This window comes from Burkholderia sp. KBS0801 (genome assembly GCF_005937855.2).
Classification (GTDB): Bacteria; Pseudomonadota; Gammaproteobacteria; order Burkholderiales; family Burkholderiaceae; genus Burkholderia; species Burkholderia ambifaria.
Genome location: NZ_CP042178.1, coordinates 381301 through 401637 on the forward strand (window position 1 = coordinate 381301; position 20337 = coordinate 401637).

Consider the following 20337-nt stretch of genomic DNA (forward strand, 5'->3'; position numbering starts at 1 on the left):
GCTCAGCGGTAGCCGAGCCCTTTCAGGACGGCCGTGCCGTCTTCGGTCAGCCGGAAGCGCGGTGACGTGTCGGCGTCGAGCTTGATCATCTCGACGAGACCGGCTTCCTGCAGCGCGGGCAATTCGGGTTTGGCATTCGCGCCGATCGGCGCGTGCAGCAGCACGAGCAGCGTCGCGATTTCGTGATGGCTGAGCAAACGGCGCAGCATCGTCTTTTTCGCAGGGGGGGCGGGCTGGCGGCCCGCGGGTGCATCTACGGCGCTCATCGCTGTCCTCCTTTTTCGGGATATCCATCGGGTACTGGTTGCGGATGGTGCCGAGAAAGACTTAAGCGATTCTTAAAATTGCAGCCACCGCGCCGGTGTTGCGGCACGGCAAGCATTACCGGATGTAACTCGCACCGGCCGGCCGTGCCGGATGCGCACGCGTCAACCTTGTCTGGCGGGGCGCCGCCGCGATATTCACCACGATGGTGCGTGCGCAGCGGCTGGCGCCGGGGAGCCCGTGGTTCTCCCACGTGCTCCGACCGGGAACGAACTTCCCGGTGCTTCCTTATTTCCTGCGCTGGGCCTGCGCGGCGAGCCGCACGGCCGCGTTTGTCGCACCGTAGCCGTCATAGCCGCCGCGCCGCTCGACGATCTCGAGCGAGAAGCGGTTGTCGACCAGTTCCGTGTACGCATGCAGGAATTCGCCGCCGTTTTCGTCGCGGTCGTACAGCAGATGGTGGGCGCTCAGCGTGTCGATCAATTCGTCCGGCAGCGCGTAGCGCGCGGCGAGATCGTCGTAGTAGTTCGGCGGGATCCGCAGGAACGGCACGCCGTCGGCTGCGAACGCGGCGACCGTCTTCACGATGTCGTCGGTCCGGAACGCGACGTGATTCAGCCCCGTGCCGTGATAGCGGTCCAGCGATTCGGCGACGGCCGTATGGCGGTCGACCGACGCATTCAGCGCGATCCGCACCGAGCCGTCCGCGCTGCGCACCGCCCGGCTGCGCATCAGGCCGTACGGGTCGGGCACGAGCCAGCTGCGTTCGGCCTCGAAGCCGAATGCGGTCTTGAAGAACAGGATCCACGTATCGAGCGCGTCGGCCGGCAGCGCGAGGCACACGTGGTCGATGCCCGTCAGCGGGCCGACCTCGGTGGGGCCGTCGATGTCGGTCAGCACGAAATCCGATTCATACAGCGTCGGCGCGTTCGGCGTCTCGTCGACGAAGTATTCGAGGCTGCCGTCCGGCGCCTGCACGCTCGGCAGCACGCGCTCGTTCGGGCCGACGCGCCCGGAAAACGGCGCATAGCCGAAGCCGGCCGCGCGTTCGAACGCCACTTTCGCATCGTCGACGCGAAACGCCGACGCACAGAGCGACAACCCGTGCTGCTGGAAGAATGCATCGGCGAACGAGTCGCGCTCGGCGTTCAGCACGATCGACGCGGCGCCGTGCTGGAACAGCGTTACGTCCTTCGACCGATGGCGGCCCGCGAGCCGGAACCGCATCTTGCCGAGCCATGCGCCGACGGTGGCTGCCGCCTGCGCGTCGACCGCGAACTCGATGAACTGGAACCCGACGTGCGCGGGCGGCGCCGGCGGCGCGAACAGCGGCTGGTCGGCAGCCGGCGCACGGCCGTCCTGTGCGAGCCGCGCATGCGTCAGTTCTTCCAGATAGAGCAGCGAGCGGTGGCCGTCGGCGGCCGTGATCGCGGTCGGCGCGGCGCGGAAGCCGTCGTTGAAGATCTCGAGCGACAGCGGCCCCGTATAGCCGGACTCGATCACGCGAGCCGTGAAGCGTGCGAGGTCGAAGTCGCCCTGGCCGGGGAACGAGCGGAAGTGGCGGCTCCATTCGAGCACGTCCATCGCGAGCTTCGGCGCATCGGCGATCTGCACGAACGCGATCCGGTCGCCGGGGATGTCGGCGATCGCGTCCGGCGAATCGTCGAGCGACAGCGTATGGAAGCTGTCGAGCGCGAGGCCGAGGTGCGGGCTGTTCACCGCATTCACGAGCTGCCACGCATGGCCGTACCGCTTCACGACGCGGCCCCACGCGAGCGCCTCGTACGCGGCGACCACGCCGGCCTGCCGCGCGGCTTCGGCGAGCGCGCCGAGCTGGTCGACCAGCAGCGCGTCGTCAGCGATCGTGTCGGGCGACACGTTGCTGCACACCAGGATGCGGTCGGTGCCGAGCGCGTGCATCACATCGAACTTGCGCCGGATGCGGTCGAGATTGCGGGCGAGCTGGGTCGGGCTCACGCCCTCGAAGTCGCGAAACGGCTGGAACAGCACGATGTCGAGGCCGAGATCGGCGGCCATGCGCCGCACGTCGGCCGGCGATCCGTCGAAGTAGACGAGGTCGTTCTCGAAGATTTCGACACCGTCGAAGCCGGCGGCCTGGACGGCGGCGAGCTTCTCGGCAAGGGTGCCGGACAGTGACACGGTGGCGATCGAGCGCTGCATGGGCGAATCCTGCGGATGAGCGGGGTGGCGTCGGCCGATCGGACCCGAATGAACCAGTCGTTGTATTCGCGGCGAACGCCATATCCCGAATTTACTAGGGAAGTGGGATCGATTATACAAACTAACTAGGTGGTACAAATTAGCGAAAACCCGAAAAGACAGCGCTTGCATGCCGGCGCACACTAGCGCCAACTTCCTGATGTCACGGGGCGCAGCGGGCAACGTTCCGCCCCCTTTTTTTAAGAGCAGAAATCGTCATGAGCAAGCACAAGGTGCTGGTACTGAACGGCCCGAACCTGAATCTCCTGGGTACCCGCGAGCCCCATATCTATGGCGCGGAAACCCTCGCCGATCTCGAGCAGCGTTGCCGCACGGCGGCCGAGGGGCTCGGGCTCGAGATCGACTTCCGCCAGTCGAATGCCGAGCACCAGCTGATCGACTGGCTGCATGCCGCGCGTCACGACACGCACGGCATCGTCATCAACCCGGCTGCCTATACGCACACGTCGGTCGCGCTGGCCGACGCGCTTTCCGCGATCGCGAAACCGGTGATCGAGGTGCATATCTCCAACGTGCATCGCCGCGAGGCGTTCCGTCACCACTCGTATGTATCGGCGGTGGCCGAGGCCGTGATCTGCGGCTGCGGCACCGAAGGCTACGTATTCGCGTTGCAGCGCCTGTCCACCCTTTTTGCGCAGGGAGCCGCACGATGAGCCGCCCGTCTTTTCTGATCGGCCTGATCGGCCAGGGCATCGCCGGTTCGCTGTCGCCCGCGATGCATGAGGAAGAAGGATTCCGCCAGGGATTCGGCTACGTATACCGGCGCATCGATCTCGACGCGCTAGGCCTGACCGTCGACGCGCTGCCGCAACTGCTCGAGGCCGCGCAGCGGATGGGCTACAACGGGCTGAACATCACGCACCCGTGCAAGCAGCGCGTGATCGAGCACCTCGACGCGCTGTCGGACGACGCGCGCGCGCTCGGCGCGGTGAACACCGTGCTGTTCAAGGACGGCAAGCGGATCGGCCACAACACCGACTGGTCAGGTTTCGCGAAGTCGTTCCGCCGCGGGCTTCCCGACGCGTCGCTCGAGCGCGTCGTCCAGCTCGGTGCGGGTGGGGCCGGCGCGGCCGTCGCACATGCGGCGCTGCAGATGGGCGCCGCCGAATTGACGATTTTCGACGTCGACGGCACGCGTGCCGACACGCTCGCGAGCGAACTGCAGCAGCGCTTCCCGGTCGCCCGGGTCACGCCGGGCAGCGATCGCGCGGCCGCGATGCGCGCCGCGACGGGCCTGATCCATGCAACGCCGACCGGCATGACCAAGCATCCGGGGCTGCCGCTGCCGGCCGAACTGCTCCATGCGGGAATGTGGGTGGCCGACATCGTGTATTTCCCGCTCGAAACCGAACTGATTCGCGCGGCACGCGCGGCCGGCTGCGCGACGCTGCCGGGCGGCGGAATGGCCGTGTACCAGGCAGTCGACGCGTTCGAGATCTTCACCGGACGTACGCCGGACGACGAGCGGATGTTCGAGCACTTTCAGTCGCTCGTCGCGCGCTGATCCTTCGATCCAAAAGAGAAACCAGGAGACAACCATGCAGCACACCACCCACACGAACGCCGCGCCAGCGCAGGCGGCCGGCACGGTCCGGCGCACGTCGGCGCGCTACAAGATTCTCGCGCTGCTCGCGATCGGCACGATGATCAACTATCTCGACCGTACCGTGCTGGGGGTGGCTGCGCCGCAGCTCACCAAGGAGCTCGGCATCAACGCGGCGGTGATGGGCATCATGTTCTCCGCGTTCTCGTGGACGTACGTCGCGATGCAGGTGCCCGGCGGCCTGTTCCTCGACCGCTTCGGCAGCAAGGTCACCTATTACTGGTCGATGACGCTGTGGTCGCTGTGCACGTTCCTGCAGGGCTTCGTGCCGGGCATCGCGACGCTGCTCGCGTGCCGGCTCGGCCTCGGCGTGACGGAGGCGCCGTGCTTCCCGACCAACAGCCGCGTGGTTGCGACCTGGTTCCCGCAGAGCGAGCGCGCGATGGCGACCGGTACGTATACCGTCGGCGAATACATCGGCCTTGCGTTCTTCAGTCCGGTGCTGTTCGCGTTGATGGGCGCGTTCGGCTGGCGCTCGCTGTTCTGGGTCGTCGGCGCGGTCGGTATCGCGTTCGGCCTGATCTGGTGGAAGTTCTATCACGAGCCGCGTGATCATCCGGCCGCGAACTCGGAGGAACTCGCGTACATCGAGGCGGGCGGCGGTCTCGTGCACGGCGTGCGCAAGGGCGAGAACGGTGGCAACGGCGCCAAGGGCGTCAAGGGCGAACAGAAGAAGTTCAGCTGGGCGATGGCCGGCAAGCTGTTGAAGAAGCGCCAGCTCGCGGGCATCTGCCTCGGCCAGTTCGCCGGCAACTCGACGCTCGTGTTCTTCCTGACCTGGTTCCCGACCTATCTGGCCACCGAGCGCCACATGGGCTGGCTGAAGATCGGCTTCTTCGCGGTGATGCCGTTCATCGCCGCGTCGGTCGGCGTGATGTTCGGCGGGATCTTCTCCGACTGGCTGCTGCGTCGCGGCAAGTCGGCGAACCTCGCGCGCAAGCTGCCGATCATCGCCGGCCTGCTGCTCGCGTCGACGATCATTCTCGCGAACTACGTGAAGAGCAACGAAGCCGTGATCGCGATCATGTCGATCGCCTTCTTCGCGCAGGGGATGGCCGCGCTGGGCTGGACGCTCGTGTCCGACATCGCGCCGGACGGCCTGCTCGGCGTGACGGGCGGCATCTTCAACTTCGCGGCGAACCTCGCGGGGATCGTCACGCCGCTCGTCGTCGGCTTCATCGTCGCGTCGACCGGTTCGTTCGTCGGCGCGCTGGTGTTCATCGGCGTGATCGCGCTGATCGGTGCGCTGTCGTACATCTTCGTCGTGGGCGACATCAAACGGATCGAATTGTAAGTACCGGCTCCACGCACGTTCGGTGCATTCGCCCGGCGACCTTGGGTCGCCGGGCGTTTTTATTTCTGCCGCCGGATTGCGGGCCGGTTCACGCATCCGCGCTCACGCGCGCTGCATGGCAATCCCGAGCGATTCGAGTGCCTGCGCGATCGCCGCGACCGCGCGCCGGATGTCGCCGGCATCGATCGCGCCGATGCAGCCGACGCGGAACGTCTCCACTTTCGTCAGCTTGCCCGGATACAGGATGAAGCCCGCGTCGCGCACCGCGTCGTAAAAGCGGCGGAAATCGTATGCGGGATGGTCGGGCGCATGGAACGTGACGATCACGGGCGCCTGCACGCTGGCGTCGAGGAACGGCGCGAAGCCGAGCGCGCGCATCGATTCGACCAGCGTCCGGCAATTCTCCGCATAGCGTGCGCCACGTGCGGGCTGGCCGCCTTCGGCGAGATACTGGTCGAGCGCGGCGCGCAGTGCGGCGATCACGTGGGTCGGCGGCGTGAAGCGCCACTGGCCAGTCTTGCGCAGGTACGCGTGCTGATCCTGGAGGTCGAGCGCGAGCGACGGCGAGTTGCCTTCGCATGCATCGAGCGCGTCGCGCCGCACGATCGCGAACCCCATCCCCGGCACGCCTTCCAGGCATTTGCCGCTCGCCGACACCAGTGCGTCGATCCCGCTGTCCGCCAGCGCGATCGGCAGCGCGCCGAACGAACTCATCGCGTCGACGATCAGCCGCTTGCCGTGCTGCCGGCACATGGCCGCGATCGCGTCGAGCGGATTCAGGATGCCGGCGCTCGTTTCCAGGTGCACCAGCGCGACATGCGTGATGCGCGGCTCGCGCGCGAACGCGGCTTCCACCGCCGCCGGGTCGACCGCTGCGTCCTCGCCGAACGGCAACGTGATCGCTTCGATGCCGAGCCGGCCGAGGATCTTCAGGATGCGCGCGCAATACGCGCCGTTGTCGGGCACCAGCACGACGCCGTCGCGCGACACCAGCGTGCCGAGCGCGGCCTCGACCGAAAAGGTGCCGCTGCCTTGCATCGGCACGCACACGTACTCGTCGCCGCCGCGCGCGATCGCGACGAGGTCCGCGCAGACGCTGGCCGTCAACTGATTGAAAGCGGCGTCCCACGAGCCCCAGTCATGTTGCATTGCGTGGCGTGTTGTGGCGGATGTGGTGAGCGGGCCGGGCGTGAGCAGAATCGGATCGGGCATGGTTTTCTCCAGCAAAGGTCGGGCGAAACGTGGGGAGTGGCAGTTCTGAACGACTTGCATGATATTGGCAAAATGTGTCATTTTGTGGAAATTGTGGCGTGCGTCACGGCTTTGTCATCGAACGCTGTGATCCTTCGGTTGCCGCGCGAAACCACCTGCAGCGCGGCAGCGCGGCCGGCCGGTTGTCGGTCTGCCCCGACTGAAACGAGCCGGATCGTGCCCCGGCCGCCTGGTGTTCCGCCTACGGAGAAGTGAGATGACACTGCAGAATTCCTCGCGCGCCGCTGCCGGCGCGTTCCGCAAGCTCGCGCTGGCTGCCGGCGCCGCCGGCCTGATGGGCGCCGCATTGCCCGCGCATGCGGCGAACGCGGTCGTGCTGTATACGGCGGACGGTCTCGAGAACCTCTATCGCGATGTGCTGCCGGCCTTCGAGAAGAAGGAAGGCGTCAAGGTCAACATCGTGACGGCGGGTAGCGGCGAGGTCGTCAACCGCGCGAACATCGAGAAGAACTCGCCGAAGGCGGACGTGATCGTCACGCTGCCGCCGTTCATCCAGCAAGCCGGCCAGATGGGCCTGCTGCAGCCGTACCAGAGCGTGAACTACAAGAACGTGCCGGCGATCGCGAAGGCGGAAGACGGTACGTGGGCGACCTTCGTGAACAACTACTTCTCGTTCGCGATCAACCCGGACGTCGTGAAGAACCAGCCGAAGACGTTCGCCGACCTGCTGTCGCCGAGCTATGCCGGCAAGGTGGCGTACTCGAACCCGGCGACCGCCGGCGACGGGATGGCCGTGCTGATCCTGACGACCTCGCTGATGGGCGAGGACAAGGCGTTCGACTACCTCGCGAAACTGTCGCAGAGCGTGAAGTTCCACACGAAGGGCACCGGCTACCTGAACGTGCTGCTGTCGCGCAACGAGATCAGCGTCGCGAACGGCGACCTGCAGATGGACCTCGACGACGCCGAGCACGGCGCGCTGTCCGTCAAGCCGATCTTCCTGGCCGCGAAGGACGGCGACCAGCCGACCACGTTCCAGCTGCCGTACGGCATCGGTCTGATCAAGAGCGGCCCGAACCAGGACGTCGGCAAGAAGCTGATCGACTACCTGATGTCGACGGAAGTGCAGTCGAAGGTGCCGGACATGTACGGCATCCCGGGCCGCACCGACGTTCCGCTGGCCGGCAAGAACGGTGAGGCGGTCAAGAAGGCGATCGCGGGCGTGAAGCTGATTCCGGTCGACTGGAGCCAGGTGATGGCGAAGAAGCCGGTGTGGATCGAGCGCTGGAAGAAGGACGTGATCGGCAGCTCGGGCAAGCAGCTCGACGTCGTCAAGCCGAAGTGATCGGCGCCCGCCGCCTGTATTAGTGAGCGAGAGGATGAACCCGGTGGAAACCACCCTGACCCATCCCGGCGCATTCGGCGCCGCCGAACCGCAAGCGACGCTGCGGTCCGGCGCGCCGGGCGGCGTGCGGATCGAGCACCTGAGCGTGCGCTACGGCGCACGCACGGTGCTGGAAGATCTGTCGCTGTCGATCGGCGCCGGCGAATTTCTGACCGTGCTCGGCAAGAGCGGCTGCGGCAAGACCACGCTGCTGCGCTTCATCGCCGGGTTCGTGAAGGCCGACGGCCTGACCGGCACGCTGACCGTGGCCGGACGCGACCTGACCTATGCGCCGCCGCACAAGCGCAACCTCGGTCTGCTGTTCCAGAATTACGCGCTGTTCCCGCACCTGTCGGTGTTCGAGAACGTCGCATTCGGGCTGCGCGCCCGCGGGATGGCCTCGTCGGAAGTGACACGCCGCGTCGCCGACGCGCTGAAGCTCGTGCAGCTCGGCGATGCGGGCCATCATCTGCCCGCGCAACTGTCGGGCGGGATGCAGCAGCGCGTCGCACTGGCGCGTGCGCTCGTGATCGAACCGGACGTGCTGCTGCTCGACGAGCCGCTGTCGGCGCTCGACGCCAACCTGCGCGCATCGGTGCGCAGCGAACTGAAGGCGCTGCACGAGCGCCTGCCGAACCTGACCGTGGTCTGCGTGACGCATGACCGCGACGACGCGCTCGTGTTGTCCGACCGCGCGCTGCTGATGCGCGATGGCCACATCGCGCAGCTCGGCACGCCGCAGCAGCTGTACGACACGCCGCGGGACGGCTACGTCGCGCGCTATCTCGGCCCCGCGAACCTGCTGCCCCCGCACGTGATCTTCCCGCTCGGCGACCCGCGCCACGACGTGCGCGACAAGGTCGCCTGCGTGCGCCCCGAGCGCCTGACCGTGATGCCGCTCGCGGCGGGCGGCCTGCACGGCACGGTGTCGTCCGTCGAATGGCAGGGCGCGGACCTGTCGATCGCGGTCGTGATCGACGCGGCGCCCGACCAGCCCGTGCGCGTCACGATGCAACGCGGCCGCGGCACGGCTCCCGAGCGCGGTGCGCGCGTTTCCCTGCATTGCGAGGCAGACGATGTCGTCCTTATCGAGCCCTGAAGCCGGCCTGCCGCCGCAGGCGCTCGCGTCGGCCGCCGCGCATGCCGCCGCCGCGCGGCGCCGCAAGCGCATGGGCGACCTGCACCTCGCCGCGCTTGCGCTCGTCGTGCTGGGCCCGCTCGTCGTCTATCCGCTGGTGCGGCTCGTGCTGCTGAGCGTGTCCGGCGATCACGGGCTCAGCTTCGCCGCGTACCGGACGTTCTTCGGCAACCCCGATACGCGCGGCGTGCTGCTGACGAGCGTCGGCGTGCTGTTCGCGAGCGCCGGCACCGCGTCGGTGCTCGGCGTGCTGCTGGCCGCGCTGCTGTTCTTCAGGCCGTTCCCGGGCGCATCGCTCGTCACGCGTTTCCTGGAACTGTACGTCGCGTTCCCGTCGTTCCTCGTCGCGTTCACGCTGATCTTCCTGTACGGCTCGCAAGGCTCGATCAGCATCGCGCTGCAGCAACTGTTCCATCTCGAGAGCCCGCCGCTCGACTTCCTGTTCGGCATCGGCGGCGTGATTCTCGCGCAGACCGTGTTCTATACGCCGTTCGTCGTGCGGCCGACGCTCGCGTCGTTCGCGACGCTCGACCTGCGCCTGATCGAAGCGGCGCGCAGTCTCGGCGCGTCCGGCTGGATGCTCGCGCGCCGCGTCGTGCTGCCGATCGCGTGGCCGGGCATCGCCGCCGGCACCGTGCTGTGCTTCCTGCTGACGCTGAACGAGTTCGGGATCCTGCTCGTGCTCGGCAGTGCGCGGCTCGTGACGCTGCCGGTCGCGATCTACAGCAGCGCGACCGTCGACCTCGACCTGCCGACCGCCTCGGCCGGCGCGGTCGTGATGCTCGCGCTGTCGCTGGCGCTCTATGCGGTTTATCGCCGGGTGAACCGGCGTGCGACGGGAGGAAACGATGTCCGCTGAATTCCGTATCGGGCCAGCCGTGCCGCGCCACCGGATCGGCCGGGGCGACACGCTGCTCAAGCATGCGTCGCGCGCCGCGCTCGCGCTGGCCGCGTTCGCCTGCTTCTGGCTGTTCGTGCTGCCGGTCGTCGTCGTCGCGCTGTCGAGCGTGTCGACGCAGTGGTCGGGCACGATTCTGCCGGCCGGTTACAGCCTGCGCTGGTTCGAGCGGCTCGCGTCGCCGGAATACGACGCGCTGCTGACGAGCCTCGAAATCGGCTTCGGCGTGTCGGCGCTCGGCACGATCCTCGGGCTGTGGCTCGCGCTCGCGCTCGAAGGGCGCGACCGGCGCGGCCTCGGCGCGCTCGTCGACGCGCTCGTGATGGTGCCGAACGGCGTGCCGAGCGTCGTGCTCGGGCTCGCGGTGCTGATCGCGTATCACCAGAAGCCGCTCGACCTGTCGAGCTCCGCGGCGATCGTCGTGCTCGTGCAGCTCGCGCTGATTCTGCCGTTCTGCTATCGCTGCGCGGCCGCCGCGCTGCGGCCGGAACTGACCGTGCTGCGCGAAGCGGCGGCGAGCCTCGGTGCGCCGCCCGCGATGGTGCTGCGCCGCGTGCTGCTGCCGCAGCTCGTGCCGGCGCTGCGTGCGAGTCTCGCGCTCGGCTTCGCGCTGTCGCTCGGCGAACTCGGCGCGACGCTGACCGTCTACCCGCCGGGTTTCGCGACCGTGCCGATCGTCGTGATCGGCCAGGTGGAGCGGGGTTACTACCTGCCGGCATCGGCGCTGTCGCTGTTGATGCTCGGGGCGTCGCTCGCGGCGCTGCTGCTGATCGCCGCGCGCGTGCCGCGCGGTACGCGGGCCGCATCATGAACGCCGCGTTCGCGTTGCGGCTGCCCGGCGAGCAAGCGGCCGCGGGCAAGGTATCGACGGATCTCGCGGGTCGTTCCGTCGACGTGAACGGCCGGCGCTACCGGCTGCCGGCCGAACCGACCGTCGTCGTCTGCGTCGACGGCTGCGAGTACGACTATCTCGAGCGTGCGGTGGAGGCGGGCGTCGCGCCGTTCATCGGCCGGATGATCGCGGCCGGCACCGCGTGGCGTGCCGACTGCGTCGTGCCGACCTTCACCAACCCGAACAACCTGTCGATCGTCTGCGGCGTGCCGCCGTCGGTCCACGGGATCTGCGGCAACTACTTCTGGGATCCGGCCGCCGACGGCGGGCGCGGCGCCGAAGTGATGATGAACGACCCGGCCTACCTGCGGGCCGGCACGTTGCTCGCGGTGGCGTCCGACGCCGGCGCGCGGGTGGCCGTCGTCACGGCGAAGGACAAGCTGCGCCGGCTGCTCGGCTGGCAGATGAACGGCATCTGTTTTTCCGCGGAGAAGGCCGCGCAGGCGAATCTCGCGGAAAACGGCATCGCCGACGTGCTCGACTGGGTCGGCCTGCCGTCGCCCGACGTATACAGCGCGGCGCTGTCCGAATTCGTGTTCGCGGCCGGCGTGCGGCTCGCGCAGACGCGCCAGGTCGACCTGATGTATCTGTCGACCACCGACTACGTGCAGCACAAGTGCGAGCCGGGCAGTGCGGGCGCGAACGCGTTCTACGCAATGATGGACGGCTATCTCGCGCAGCTCGACGCGCTCGGCTGGGCGATCGGGCTCACGGCCGACCACGGGATGAACGCGAAGCACGATCCGGCCACGGGCCGCCCGAACGTGATCTATCTGCAGGACGCGTTCGACGGCTGGTTCGGTGCGCGGGCCGCGCGCGTGATCCTGCCGATCACCGATCCGTACGTCGTGCACCACGGCGCGCTCGGCTCGTTCGCGACCGTGTATCTGGCGCCGGGTGTCGACCGGACCGATGCGATGTGGCGCGTCGGCGGGCTCGACGGCGTCGAGCTCGTGCTCGACAACGCGGAAGCCGCCGCCCGCTTCGAGCTGCCGCCCGACCGGATCGGCGATCTCGTCGTGATCGCGCGGCGCGACATGACGCTCGGCACGCGCGAGCGCGAACACGACCTGTCGGGCCTGACCGTGCCGCTGCGTTCGCACGGCGGCGTGTCCGAGCAGGAGGTGCCATTGCTGTTCAACCGTCGGATCGAGCGGGACGATCCGGCACGTCGGCCGCGCAACTTCGACGTGTTCGATTTCGTGCTGAACCGGGTCGCGTCATGATGGTTCATCCCCGACAGGATCACCCCGCGTTTCGCGCCGAGGCGCTGCGCTGGTGCGGCACGCGGGCGACGCGCGACCGTGTTTTCGACGTCACCGATCCGTACACCGGCACGCGCGTCGGTACGGCGCCGCTGGCGAGCGTCGACGACGTGCGTGCCGCGTTCGACTACGCGATGGCATACCGGCCCGCGCTGACGCGTTACGAGCGTTCGCAGATCCTCGAGCGTGCGGCTGCGCTGCTGCGCGAGCGTACCGAGGCGGCATCCGACCTGATCACGCTCGAATCGGGATTGTCGAAACGGGATTCCCGCTACGAGATCGGCCGCGTCGCCGACGTGCTGAAGTTCGCGTCGGTCGAGGCGTTGCGCGACGACGCGCAGAGCTTCTCGTGCGACCTGACACCCCACGGCAAGGCGCGACGCGTGTTCTCGCAACGGCAGCCGCTCGACGGCGTGATCGTCGCGATCACGCCGTTCAATCACCCGATGAATCAGGTCGCGCACAAGATCGCGCCGGCGATCGCGACCAACAACCGCGTGATCGTGAAGCCGTCGGAGAAGGTGCCGCTGTCGGCGTTCTATCTGGCGGACCTGCTCTACGAGGCCGGCTTGCCCGAGCCGATGCTGCAGGTGCTGACCGGCGATCCCCGCGAGATCGCGGACGAACTCGTCACGCATCCGCATGCATCGCTGATTACCTTCACGGGCGGCGTGTCGATCGGCAAGGCGATCGCCGTGCGGGCCGGCTACCGGCGCATCGTGCTGGAGCTGGGCGGCAACGATCCGCTGATCGTGCTCGACGATGCCGATCTGGAACGTGCGGCATCGCTGGCCGTGCTCGGTTCGTACCGCAATTCGGGGCAGCGCTGCACGGCCGTCAAGCGGATCCTGGTGCAGCGCTCGATCGCGCCGGCGTTCACCGAGCTGCTCGTCGAGAAGACGCGCGCATGGAATTACGGCGATCCGTTCGATCCCGCGAACGAAATGGGCACGGTGATCGACGACGCGGCGGCGCGGCTGTTCGAGGCGCGAGTCGGCGAGGCGCTCGCGCAGGGCGCGCGCCTGCTGACCGGCAACGTGCGGCGCGGTGCGCTGTATTCGCCGACGGTGCTCGACAACGTCGATCCGTCGATGACGATCGTGCGCGAAGAGACTTTCGGCCCCGTATCGCCCGTCATGACGTTCGACACGATCGACGATGCGATCCGGATCAGCAACGGCACGGCATTCGGGCTGTCGTCGGGGGTCTGCACGGACAGTACGGCCGCGGTCGTTCGGTTCGTGAACGAGCTGAACGTCGGGACGGTGAACGTCTGGGAAGTGCCCGGATACCGGATCGAGCTGTCGCCGTTCGGGGGCGTCAAGGATTCGGGGCTTGGCTATAAGGAAGGCGTTCAGGAAGCGATGAAGAGCTTCACGAACCTGAAGACGTTTTCGCTGCCTTGGGAGTAAGCGGATGGCACTGACGGTGGAAGAGATCCACGGGCTGTATCGCGAGCATGGCCATGTCGCCTATAGCGGCGAACCGGTCACGCAGCTGGAGCATGCGTTGCAGAGCGGCTTGCTGGCGGAGGAGGCGGGCGCCGACGACGCGCTGGTCGCGGCGGCATTTCTGCATGACCTCGGTCATTTGCTGAATCGCCAGGGCGAGACGCCGAGCGCACGCGGAATCGACGATCTTCATCAGTATTACGTGCTGCCGTTCCTGCGGCCGCTGTTCGACGACGCGGTGCTGGAGCCGATCCGGCTGCACGTCGACGCGAAGCGTTGCCTGTGCCGGACGGACGCCGGCTACTTCGAGAGCCTGTCGCCGGATTCGGTGCGCAGTCTCGCACTGCAGGGCGGCATCTTCAGTGAAGAGGAGACGGCGGCGTTCCTGCAACGCCCGTTCGCGGAGGATGCGCTGCGTCTGCGCCGCTGGGACGATACGGCGAAGGAAGCGGGCAAGGTGACGCCGAACCTCGATCACTATATGGAGATAGTGGTGCGCCAGGTGCGTGTGACCTGACGGCCCGGTTGCGTCCATATAAGGAAGGCCCCGCGCGCGGTAGCGTGCGGGGCCTTATATTTTTTCGAGAAACCCCTTGCGCAGTTCGAGGAGGGTGCCTACAATCACGCCTCTTTCGCGCTAACGGAAACGCGGCGCGGGAGGAAGGGAAGCGGTGCTGACGAAGGTTGCTGTAACGGCCCCGGCGCACACGAAGTTGAACCCCTCGCGGTCGCAACGAAGCAGTTCAGAAAGTTGTTGACGAGCGAAGAAAGACGGTTCATAATCTCGCTTCTCTGCTGCTGAAAACGCAGCGCTGCTGGGAAACGGAAGGTTTCTCGCAGAAATGCTCTTTAAAAATTAACAGCCGATAAGTGTGGGCGCTTGATGGCAGCGAGCTGATCCTCGGATCAGATAGCGAAAGTATCAAGAGTCTCACACTAAAGTAAGTCAGGTTTATGAAGTGATTCATATTCCTGTCAGCTTTGAGTGAGCGACCGGTTCTTAACCGAACCGAAAACAGTAACAGGTTTAAACTGAAGAGTTTGATCCTGGCTCAGATTGAACGCTGGCGGCATGCCTTACACATGCAAGTCGAACGGCAGCACGGGTGCTTGCACCTGGTGGCGAGTGGCGAACGGGTGAGTAATACATCGGAACATGTCCTGTAGTGGGGGATAGCCCGGCGAAAGCCGGATTAATACCGCATACGATCTACGGATGAAAGCGGGGGACCTTCGGGCCTCGCGCTATAGGGTTGGCCGATGGCTGATTAGCTAGTTGGTGGGGTAAAGGCCTACCAAGGCGACGATCAGTAGCTGGTCTGAGAGGACGACCAGCCACACTGGGACTGAGACACGGCCCAGACTCCTACGGGAGGCAGCAGTGGGGAATTTTGGACAATGGGCGAAAGCCTGATCCAGCAATGCCGCGTGTGTGAAGAAGGCCTTCGGGTTGTAAAGCACTTTTGTCCGGAAAGAAATCCTTGGTTCTAATACAGCCGGGGGATGACGGTACCGGAAGAATAAGCACCGGCTAACTACGTGCCAGCAGCCGCGGTAATACGTAGGGTGCGAGCGTTAATCGGAATTACTGGGCGTAAAGCGTGCGCAGGCGGTTTGCTAAGACCGATGTGAAATCCCCGGGCTCAACCTGGGAACTGCATTGGTGACTGGCAGGCTAGAGTATGGCAGAGGGGGGTAGAATTCCACGTGTAGCAGTGAAATGCGTAGAGATGTGGAGGAATACCGATGGCGAAGGCAGCCCCCTGGGCCAATACTGACGCTCATGCACGAAAGCGTGGGGAGCAAACAGGATTAGATACCCTGGTAGTCCACGCCCTAAACGATGTCAACTAGTTGTTGGGGATTCATTTCCTTAGTAACGTAGCTAACGCGTGAAGTTGACCGCCTGGGGAGTACGGTCGCAAGATTAAAACTCAAAGGAATTGACGGGGACCCGCACAAGCGGTGGATGATGTGGATTAATTCGATGCAACGCGAAAAACCTTACCTACCCTTGACATGGTCGGAATCCTGCTGAGAGGCGGGAGTGCTCGAAAGAGAACCGGCGCACAGGTGCTGCATGGCTGTCGTCAGCTCGTGTCGTGAGATGTTGGGTTAAGTCCCGCAACGAGCGCAACCCTTGTCCTTAGTTGCTACGCAAGAGCACTCTAAGGAGACTGCCGGTGACAAACCGGAGGAAGGTGGGGATGACGTCAAGTCCTCATGGCCCTTATGGGTAGGGCTTCACACGTCATACAATGGTCGGAACAGAGGGTTGCCAACCCGCGAGGGGGAGCTAATCCCAGAAAACCGATCGTAGTCCGGATTGCACTCTGCAACTCGAGTGCATGAAGCTGGAATCGCTAGTAATCGCGGATCAGCATGCCGCGGTGAATACGTTCCCGGGTCTTGTACACACCGCCCGTCACACCATGGGAGTGGGTTTTACCAGAAGTGGCTAGTCTAACCGCAAGGAGGACGGTCACCACGGTAGGATTCATGACTGGGGTGAAGTCGTAACAAGGTAGCCGTATCGGAAGGTGCGGCTGGATCACCTCCTTTCCAGAGCTTCTCGCAAAGTTGAGCGCTCACGCTTATCGGCTGTAAATTAAAGACAGACTCAGGGGTCTGTAGCTCAGTCGGTTAGAGCACCGTCTTGATAAGGCGGGGGTCGTTGGTTCGAATCCAACCAGACCCACCATTGTCTTGTCTGGCGTGTCGGTGATCGTTAGCGCTTTAGCGCTTACGAGCAGCCCATGCCGAGAGGCGGTAGGTACCTGAGGAAATCTGTACTCATGGGGGCATAGCTCAGCTGGGAGAGCACCTGCTTTGCAAGCAGGGGGTCGTCGGTTCGATCCCGTCTGCCTCCACCAATCCTCAATGACAAGCGTTCGACGTCGTCGAATCTTTGTCATTGGCGATTGAGCCAGTCAGAGTGGTATCAACAGATATCGGCTGTCGTTCTTTAACAATCTGGAAGAAGTAAGTAATTTGGATAGCGGAAGCGTCTTGAGATGGACGTGAAAGTTATCCGGGTTGTGATTGTATCGATGTATCTCAAGATGATTCGAACTCTATGTTCGACTCAATTGGAATACGGCACAACGCGAGAACTCAACCTGTAGCGACTGTCGCGTCGAAAGATGAGACAGACTCGTTATAGGGTCAAGCGAACAAGTGCATGTGGTGGATGCCTTGGCGATCACAGGCGATGAAGGACGCGGTAGCCTGCGAAAAGCTACGGGGAGCTGGCAAACGAGCTTTGATCCGTAGATGTCCGAATGGGGAAACCCACTCCTTTTGGAGTATCCATGGCTGAATACATAGGCCATGCGAAGCGAACGCGGTGAACTGAAACATCTAAGTAACCGCAGGAAAAGAAATCAACCGAGATTCCCAAAGTAGTGGCGAGCGAAATGGGATGAGCCTTGTACTCTTTATTTGTATTGTTAGCCGAACGCTCTGGAAAGTGCGGCCATAGCAGGTGATAGCCCTGTAGGCGAAAACAGTATGAAAGAACTAGGTGTACGACAAGTAGGGCGGGACACGTGAAATCCTGTCTGAAGATGGGGGGACCATCCTCCAAGGCTAAATACTCGTGATCGACCGATAGTGAACCAGTACCGTGAGGGAAAGGCGAAAAGAACCCCGGGAGGGGAGTGAAATAGATCCTGAAACCGCATGCATACAAACAGTCGGAGCCTCGTAAGGGGTGACGGCGTACCTTTTGTATAATGGGTCAGCGACTTACGTTCAGTAGCAAGCTTAACCGTATAGGGCAGGCGTAGCGAAAGCGAGTCCGAATAGGGCGTTCAGTTGCTGGGCGTAGACCCGAAACCAAGTGATCTATCCATGGCCAGGATGAAGGTGCGGTAACACGTACTGGAGGTCCGAACCCACTAACGTTGAAAAGTTAGGGGATGAGCTGTGGATAGGGGTGAAAGGCTAAACAAACTTGGAAATAGCTGGTTCTCTCCGAAAACTATTTAGGTAGTGCCTCGTGTCTCACCTTCGGGGGTAGAGCACTGTCATGGTTGGGGGGTCTATTGCAGATTACCCCGCCATAGCAAACTCCGAATACCGAAGAGTGCAATCACGGGAGACAGACATCGGGTGCTAACGTCCGGTGTCAAGAGGGAAACAACCCAGACCGCCAGCTAAGGTCCCCAAATATAGCTAAGTGGGAAACGAAGTGGGAAGGCTAAAACAGTCAGGAGGTTGGCTTAGAAGCAGCCACCCTTTAAAGAAAGCGTAATAGCTCACTGATCGAGTCGTCCTGCGCGGAAGATGTAACGGGGCTAAGCTATATACCGAAGCTGCGGATGCGTGCTTTGCACGCATGGTAGGAGAGCGTTCCGTAAGCCTGCGAAGGTGCGTTGAAAAGCGTGCTGGAGGTATCGGAAGTGCGAATGCTGACATGAGTAGCGATAAAGGGGGTGAAAGGCCCCCTCGCCGTAAGCCCAAGGTTTCCTACGCAACGTTCATCGGCGTAGGGTGAGTCGGCCCCTAAGGCGAGGCAGAAATGCGTAGCTGATGGGAAGCAGGTCAATATTCCTGCACCATTGTTAGATGCGATGGGGGGACGGATCGCGGAAGGTTGTCCGGGTGTTGGAAGTCCCGGTCGCTGCATTGGAGAAGGCACTTAGGCAAATCCGGGTGCGCAATTCAAGGGTGTGGCGCGAGCTCCCTCGGGAGCGAAGCAATTGGAAGTGGTTCCAAGAAAAGCCTCTAAGCTTCAGTCTAACGATGACCGTACCGCAAACCGACACAGGTGGGCGAGATGAGTATTCTAAGGCGCTTGAGAGAACTCGGGAGAAGGAACTCGGCAAATTGGTACCGTAACTTCGGGATAAGGTACGCCCTTGTAGCTTGATGCGCCTGCGCGCAGAGGGTGAAGGGGTTGCAATAAACTGGTGGCTGCGACTGTTTAATAAAAACACAGCACTCTGCAAACACGAAAGTGGACGTATAGGGTGTGACGCCTGCCCGGTGCCGGAAGATTAAATGATGGGGTGCAAGCTCTTGATTGAAGTCCCGGTAAACGGCGGCCGTAACTATAACGGTCCTAAGGTAGCGAAATTCCTTGTCGGGTAAGTTCCGACCTGCACGAATGGCGTAACGATGGCCACACTGTCTCCTCCCGAGACTCAGCGAAGTTGAAGTGTTTGTGATGATGCAATCTACCCGCGGCTAGACGGAAAGACCCCATGAACCTTTACTGTAGCTTTGCATTGGACTTTGAACCGATCTGTGTAGGATAGGTGGGAGGCTATGAAACCGGAACGCTAGTTTCGGTGGAGCCGTCCTTGAAATACCACCCTGGTTTGTTTGAGGTTCTAACCTTGGCCCGTGATCCGGGTCGGGGACAGTGCATGGTAGGCAGTTTGACTGGGGCGGTCTCCTCCCAAAGCGTAACGGAGGAGTACGAAGGTACGCTAGGTACGGTCGGAAATCGTGCTGATAGTGCAATGGCATAAGCGTGCTTAACTGCGAGACCGACAAGTCGAGCAGGTGCGAAAGCAGGTCATAGTGATCCGGTGGTTCTGTATGGAAGGGCCATCGCTCAACGGATAAAAGGTACTCTGGGGATAACAGGCTGATACCGCCCAAGAGTTCATATCGACGGCGGTGTTTGGCACCTCGATGTCGGCTCATCTCATCCTGGGGCTGTAGCCGGTCCCAAGGGTATGGCTGTTCGCCATTTAAAGAGGTACGTGAGCTGGGTTTAAAACGTCGTGAGACAGTTTGGTCCCTATCTGCCGTGGGCGTTGGATATTTGAAGGGGGCTGCTCCTAGTACGAGAGGACCGGAGTGGACGAACCTCTGGTGTACCGGTTGTCACGCCAGTGGCATCGCCGGGTAGCTATGTTCGGAAGAGATAACCGCTGAAAGCATCTAAGCGGGAAACTCGCCTTAAGATGAGATATCCCTGGGGACTAGATCCCCTTGAAGGGTCGTTCGAGACCAGGACGTTGATAGGTCAGGTGTGTAAGCGCAGTAATGCGTTCAGCTAACTGATACTAATTGCCCGTAAGGCTTGATCCTATAACAAGTCTGCCTTGTAGATCGGCGCCGTGCGCAAGCACTGGCCGCGATCCCAAGCGACAAGTTGGATTCTCGTGTGTGATACACACAACTCAAAATTACTGCTTCTTCCCAGATTGGTCGCGTTGCGAAGCAGCGCGACAACCCTCTTTGCCTGATGACCATAGCGAGTCGGTCCCACCCCTTCCCATCCCGAACAGGACCGTGAAACGACTCTACGCCGATGATAGTGCGGATTCCCGTGTGAAAGTAGGTAATCGTCAGGCTCCCTAAGCCAAGAACCCCCGCCCAAAAGGCGGGGGTTTTTGCATTTGCGCGGCGAAAAAGCGATGACAGCGAGGTGGGGCCCTTGGCGCCGACGTGCAAGCGAGCTGGCCGGGCAGGATCCTCACACAGGTCGCATCCGTAGGGCCGGTGGGTCAGCTAGATCGGTCACATCACATGAGCTGCACAGTCTCATGCTGACTGCGTCCATGCGCCATTTCACGCAAAATTCCAAGATGCAGACGGCGATGTGGGCCCGTTCGCCAATATGAAATTTTCCCTGATCCGGGTGTCGGATGGCGCCGTGGTCTATCAAGGGACAACCGATGACCAGGGACGATATGGCTGGAGCAGTGCGTGTCGAGGCGAGCACTACAGAATTCGCC

13 protein-coding genes, 2 tRNA genes and 3 rRNA genes are annotated in these 20337 nt (G+C 63.5%); 15 read left to right on the plus strand and 3 right to left on the minus strand.

Translation table 11 applies throughout. From position 1 onward, the window contains the following. Positions 1-2: 2 nt before the first annotated feature. Entirely contained in the window at positions 3-266 is a 264-nt protein-coding gene (locus FFI87_RS18545) for a hypothetical protein (RefSeq protein ID WP_011659625.1), read from the minus strand. Between the two features lie 286 nt (positions 267-552). After that, positions 553-2445: a bifunctional sugar phosphate isomerase/epimerase/4-hydroxyphenylpyruvate dioxygenase family protein gene (locus FFI87_RS18550; protein ID WP_138849553.1), complete on the minus strand. Its 1893-nt coding sequence runs from the start codon at positions 2443-2445 to the stop codon at positions 553-555. A gap of 257 nt (positions 2446-2702) precedes the next feature. Between FFI87_RS18550 and aroQ the strand changes: the two genes are divergently transcribed. From aroQ to FFI87_RS18565, 3 genes are read left to right on the plus strand one after another with little or no spacing between them, the layout of a single operon-like run. Beyond that, entirely contained in the window at positions 2703-3158 is a 456-nt protein-coding gene (gene aroQ / locus FFI87_RS18555) for a type II 3-dehydroquinate dehydratase (RefSeq protein ID WP_138849552.1), read from the plus strand. Beyond that, positions 3155-4009, plus strand: a complete 855-nt coding sequence (locus FFI87_RS18560; RefSeq protein ID WP_138849551.1) for a shikimate dehydrogenase — start codon at positions 3155-3157, stop codon at positions 4007-4009. The genes aroQ and FFI87_RS18560 overlap by 4 nt, the downstream gene beginning before the upstream one ends. A 34-nt stretch (positions 4010-4043) precedes the next feature. Beyond that, positions 4044-5402 (plus strand): MFS transporter, encoded by a 1359-nt coding sequence (locus FFI87_RS18565; RefSeq protein WP_138849550.1) that lies wholly within the window; start codon positions 4044-4046, stop codon positions 5400-5402. A 102-nt stretch (positions 5403-5504) separates the two neighbouring features. On the opposite strand, the gene FFI87_RS18570 is transcribed toward FFI87_RS18565, so the two are convergent. Beyond that, entirely contained in the window at positions 5505-6614 is a 1110-nt protein-coding gene (locus FFI87_RS18570; RefSeq protein ID WP_138849549.1) for a 2-aminoethylphosphonate--pyruvate transaminase, read from the minus strand. Positions 6615-6870: 256 nt separating this feature from the next. Here FFI87_RS18570 and phnS point away from each other — a divergent pair, with 256 nt between their 5' ends. From phnS to rrf, 12 genes are all read left to right on the plus strand, one after another. Continuing rightward, on the plus strand, positions 6871-7959 hold the full coding sequence (phnS, locus tag FFI87_RS18575) for a 2-aminoethylphosphonate ABC transporter substrate-binding protein (RefSeq protein ID WP_012366877.1): 1089 nt from the start codon (positions 6871-6873) through the stop codon (positions 7957-7959). 34 nt (positions 7960-7993) lie between these two features. Next, complete coding sequence (phnT, locus tag FFI87_RS18580) at positions 7994-9097, plus strand: 2-aminoethylphosphonate ABC transport system ATP-binding subunit PhnT (protein WP_138849548.1); 1104 nt, start codon at positions 7994-7996, stop codon at positions 9095-9097. Next, on the plus strand, positions 9075-9995 hold the full coding sequence (gene phnU / locus FFI87_RS18585) for a 2-aminoethylphosphonate ABC transporter permease subunit (RefSeq protein ID WP_012366875.1): 921 nt from the start codon (positions 9075-9077) through the stop codon (positions 9993-9995). Before phnT ends, phnU begins: the two co-directional genes overlap by 23 nt. Then, the gene (gene phnV, locus FFI87_RS18590; RefSeq protein WP_138849547.1) at positions 9985-10845 is read left to right on the plus strand and encodes a 2-aminoethylphosphonate ABC transport system, membrane component PhnV; all 861 of its coding nucleotides are present in this window, start codon (positions 9985-9987) and stop codon (positions 10843-10845) included. The genes phnU and phnV overlap by 11 nt, the downstream gene beginning before the upstream one ends. Then, positions 10842-12152, plus strand: coding sequence for a phosphonoacetate hydrolase (phnA, locus tag FFI87_RS18595; protein ID WP_186381746.1), 1311 nt, complete (start codon positions 10842-10844; stop codon positions 12150-12152). The genes phnV and phnA overlap by 4 nt, the downstream gene beginning before the upstream one ends. Continuing rightward, a complete protein-coding gene (gene phnY / locus FFI87_RS18600; protein WP_138849546.1) occupies positions 12149-13603 on the plus strand; it encodes a phosphonoacetaldehyde dehydrogenase in 1455 nt (484 codons plus the stop codon). The genes phnA and phnY overlap by 4 nt, the downstream gene beginning before the upstream one ends. Positions 13604-13607: 4 nt before the next feature. Continuing rightward, positions 13608-14159 (plus strand): phosphonate degradation HD-domain oxygenase, encoded by a 552-nt coding sequence (locus tag FFI87_RS18605; protein ID WP_138849545.1) that lies wholly within the window; start codon positions 13608-13610, stop codon positions 14157-14159. Between the two features lie 512 nt (positions 14160-14671). Further along, positions 14672-16204 (plus strand): 16S ribosomal RNA (locus tag FFI87_RS18620). Positions 16205-16266: 62 nt separating this feature from the next. Next, positions 16267-16343, plus strand: a tRNA-Ile gene (locus tag FFI87_RS18625). Positions 16344-16439: 96 nt separating this feature from the next. Then, positions 16440-16515 (plus strand) — tRNA-Ala (locus FFI87_RS18630). 290 nt (positions 16516-16805) lie between these two features. After that, a 23S ribosomal RNA gene (locus tag FFI87_RS18640) occupies positions 16806-19687 on the plus strand. 153 nt (positions 19688-19840) lie between these two features. Next, positions 19841-19953: ribosomal RNA gene (gene rrf, locus FFI87_RS18645) — 5S ribosomal RNA — on the plus strand. Together the 16S, 23S and 5S rRNA genes with 2 tRNA genes alongside form the textbook arrangement of a ribosomal RNA operon. The last annotated feature ends 384 nt before the right edge of the window (positions 19954-20337 follow it).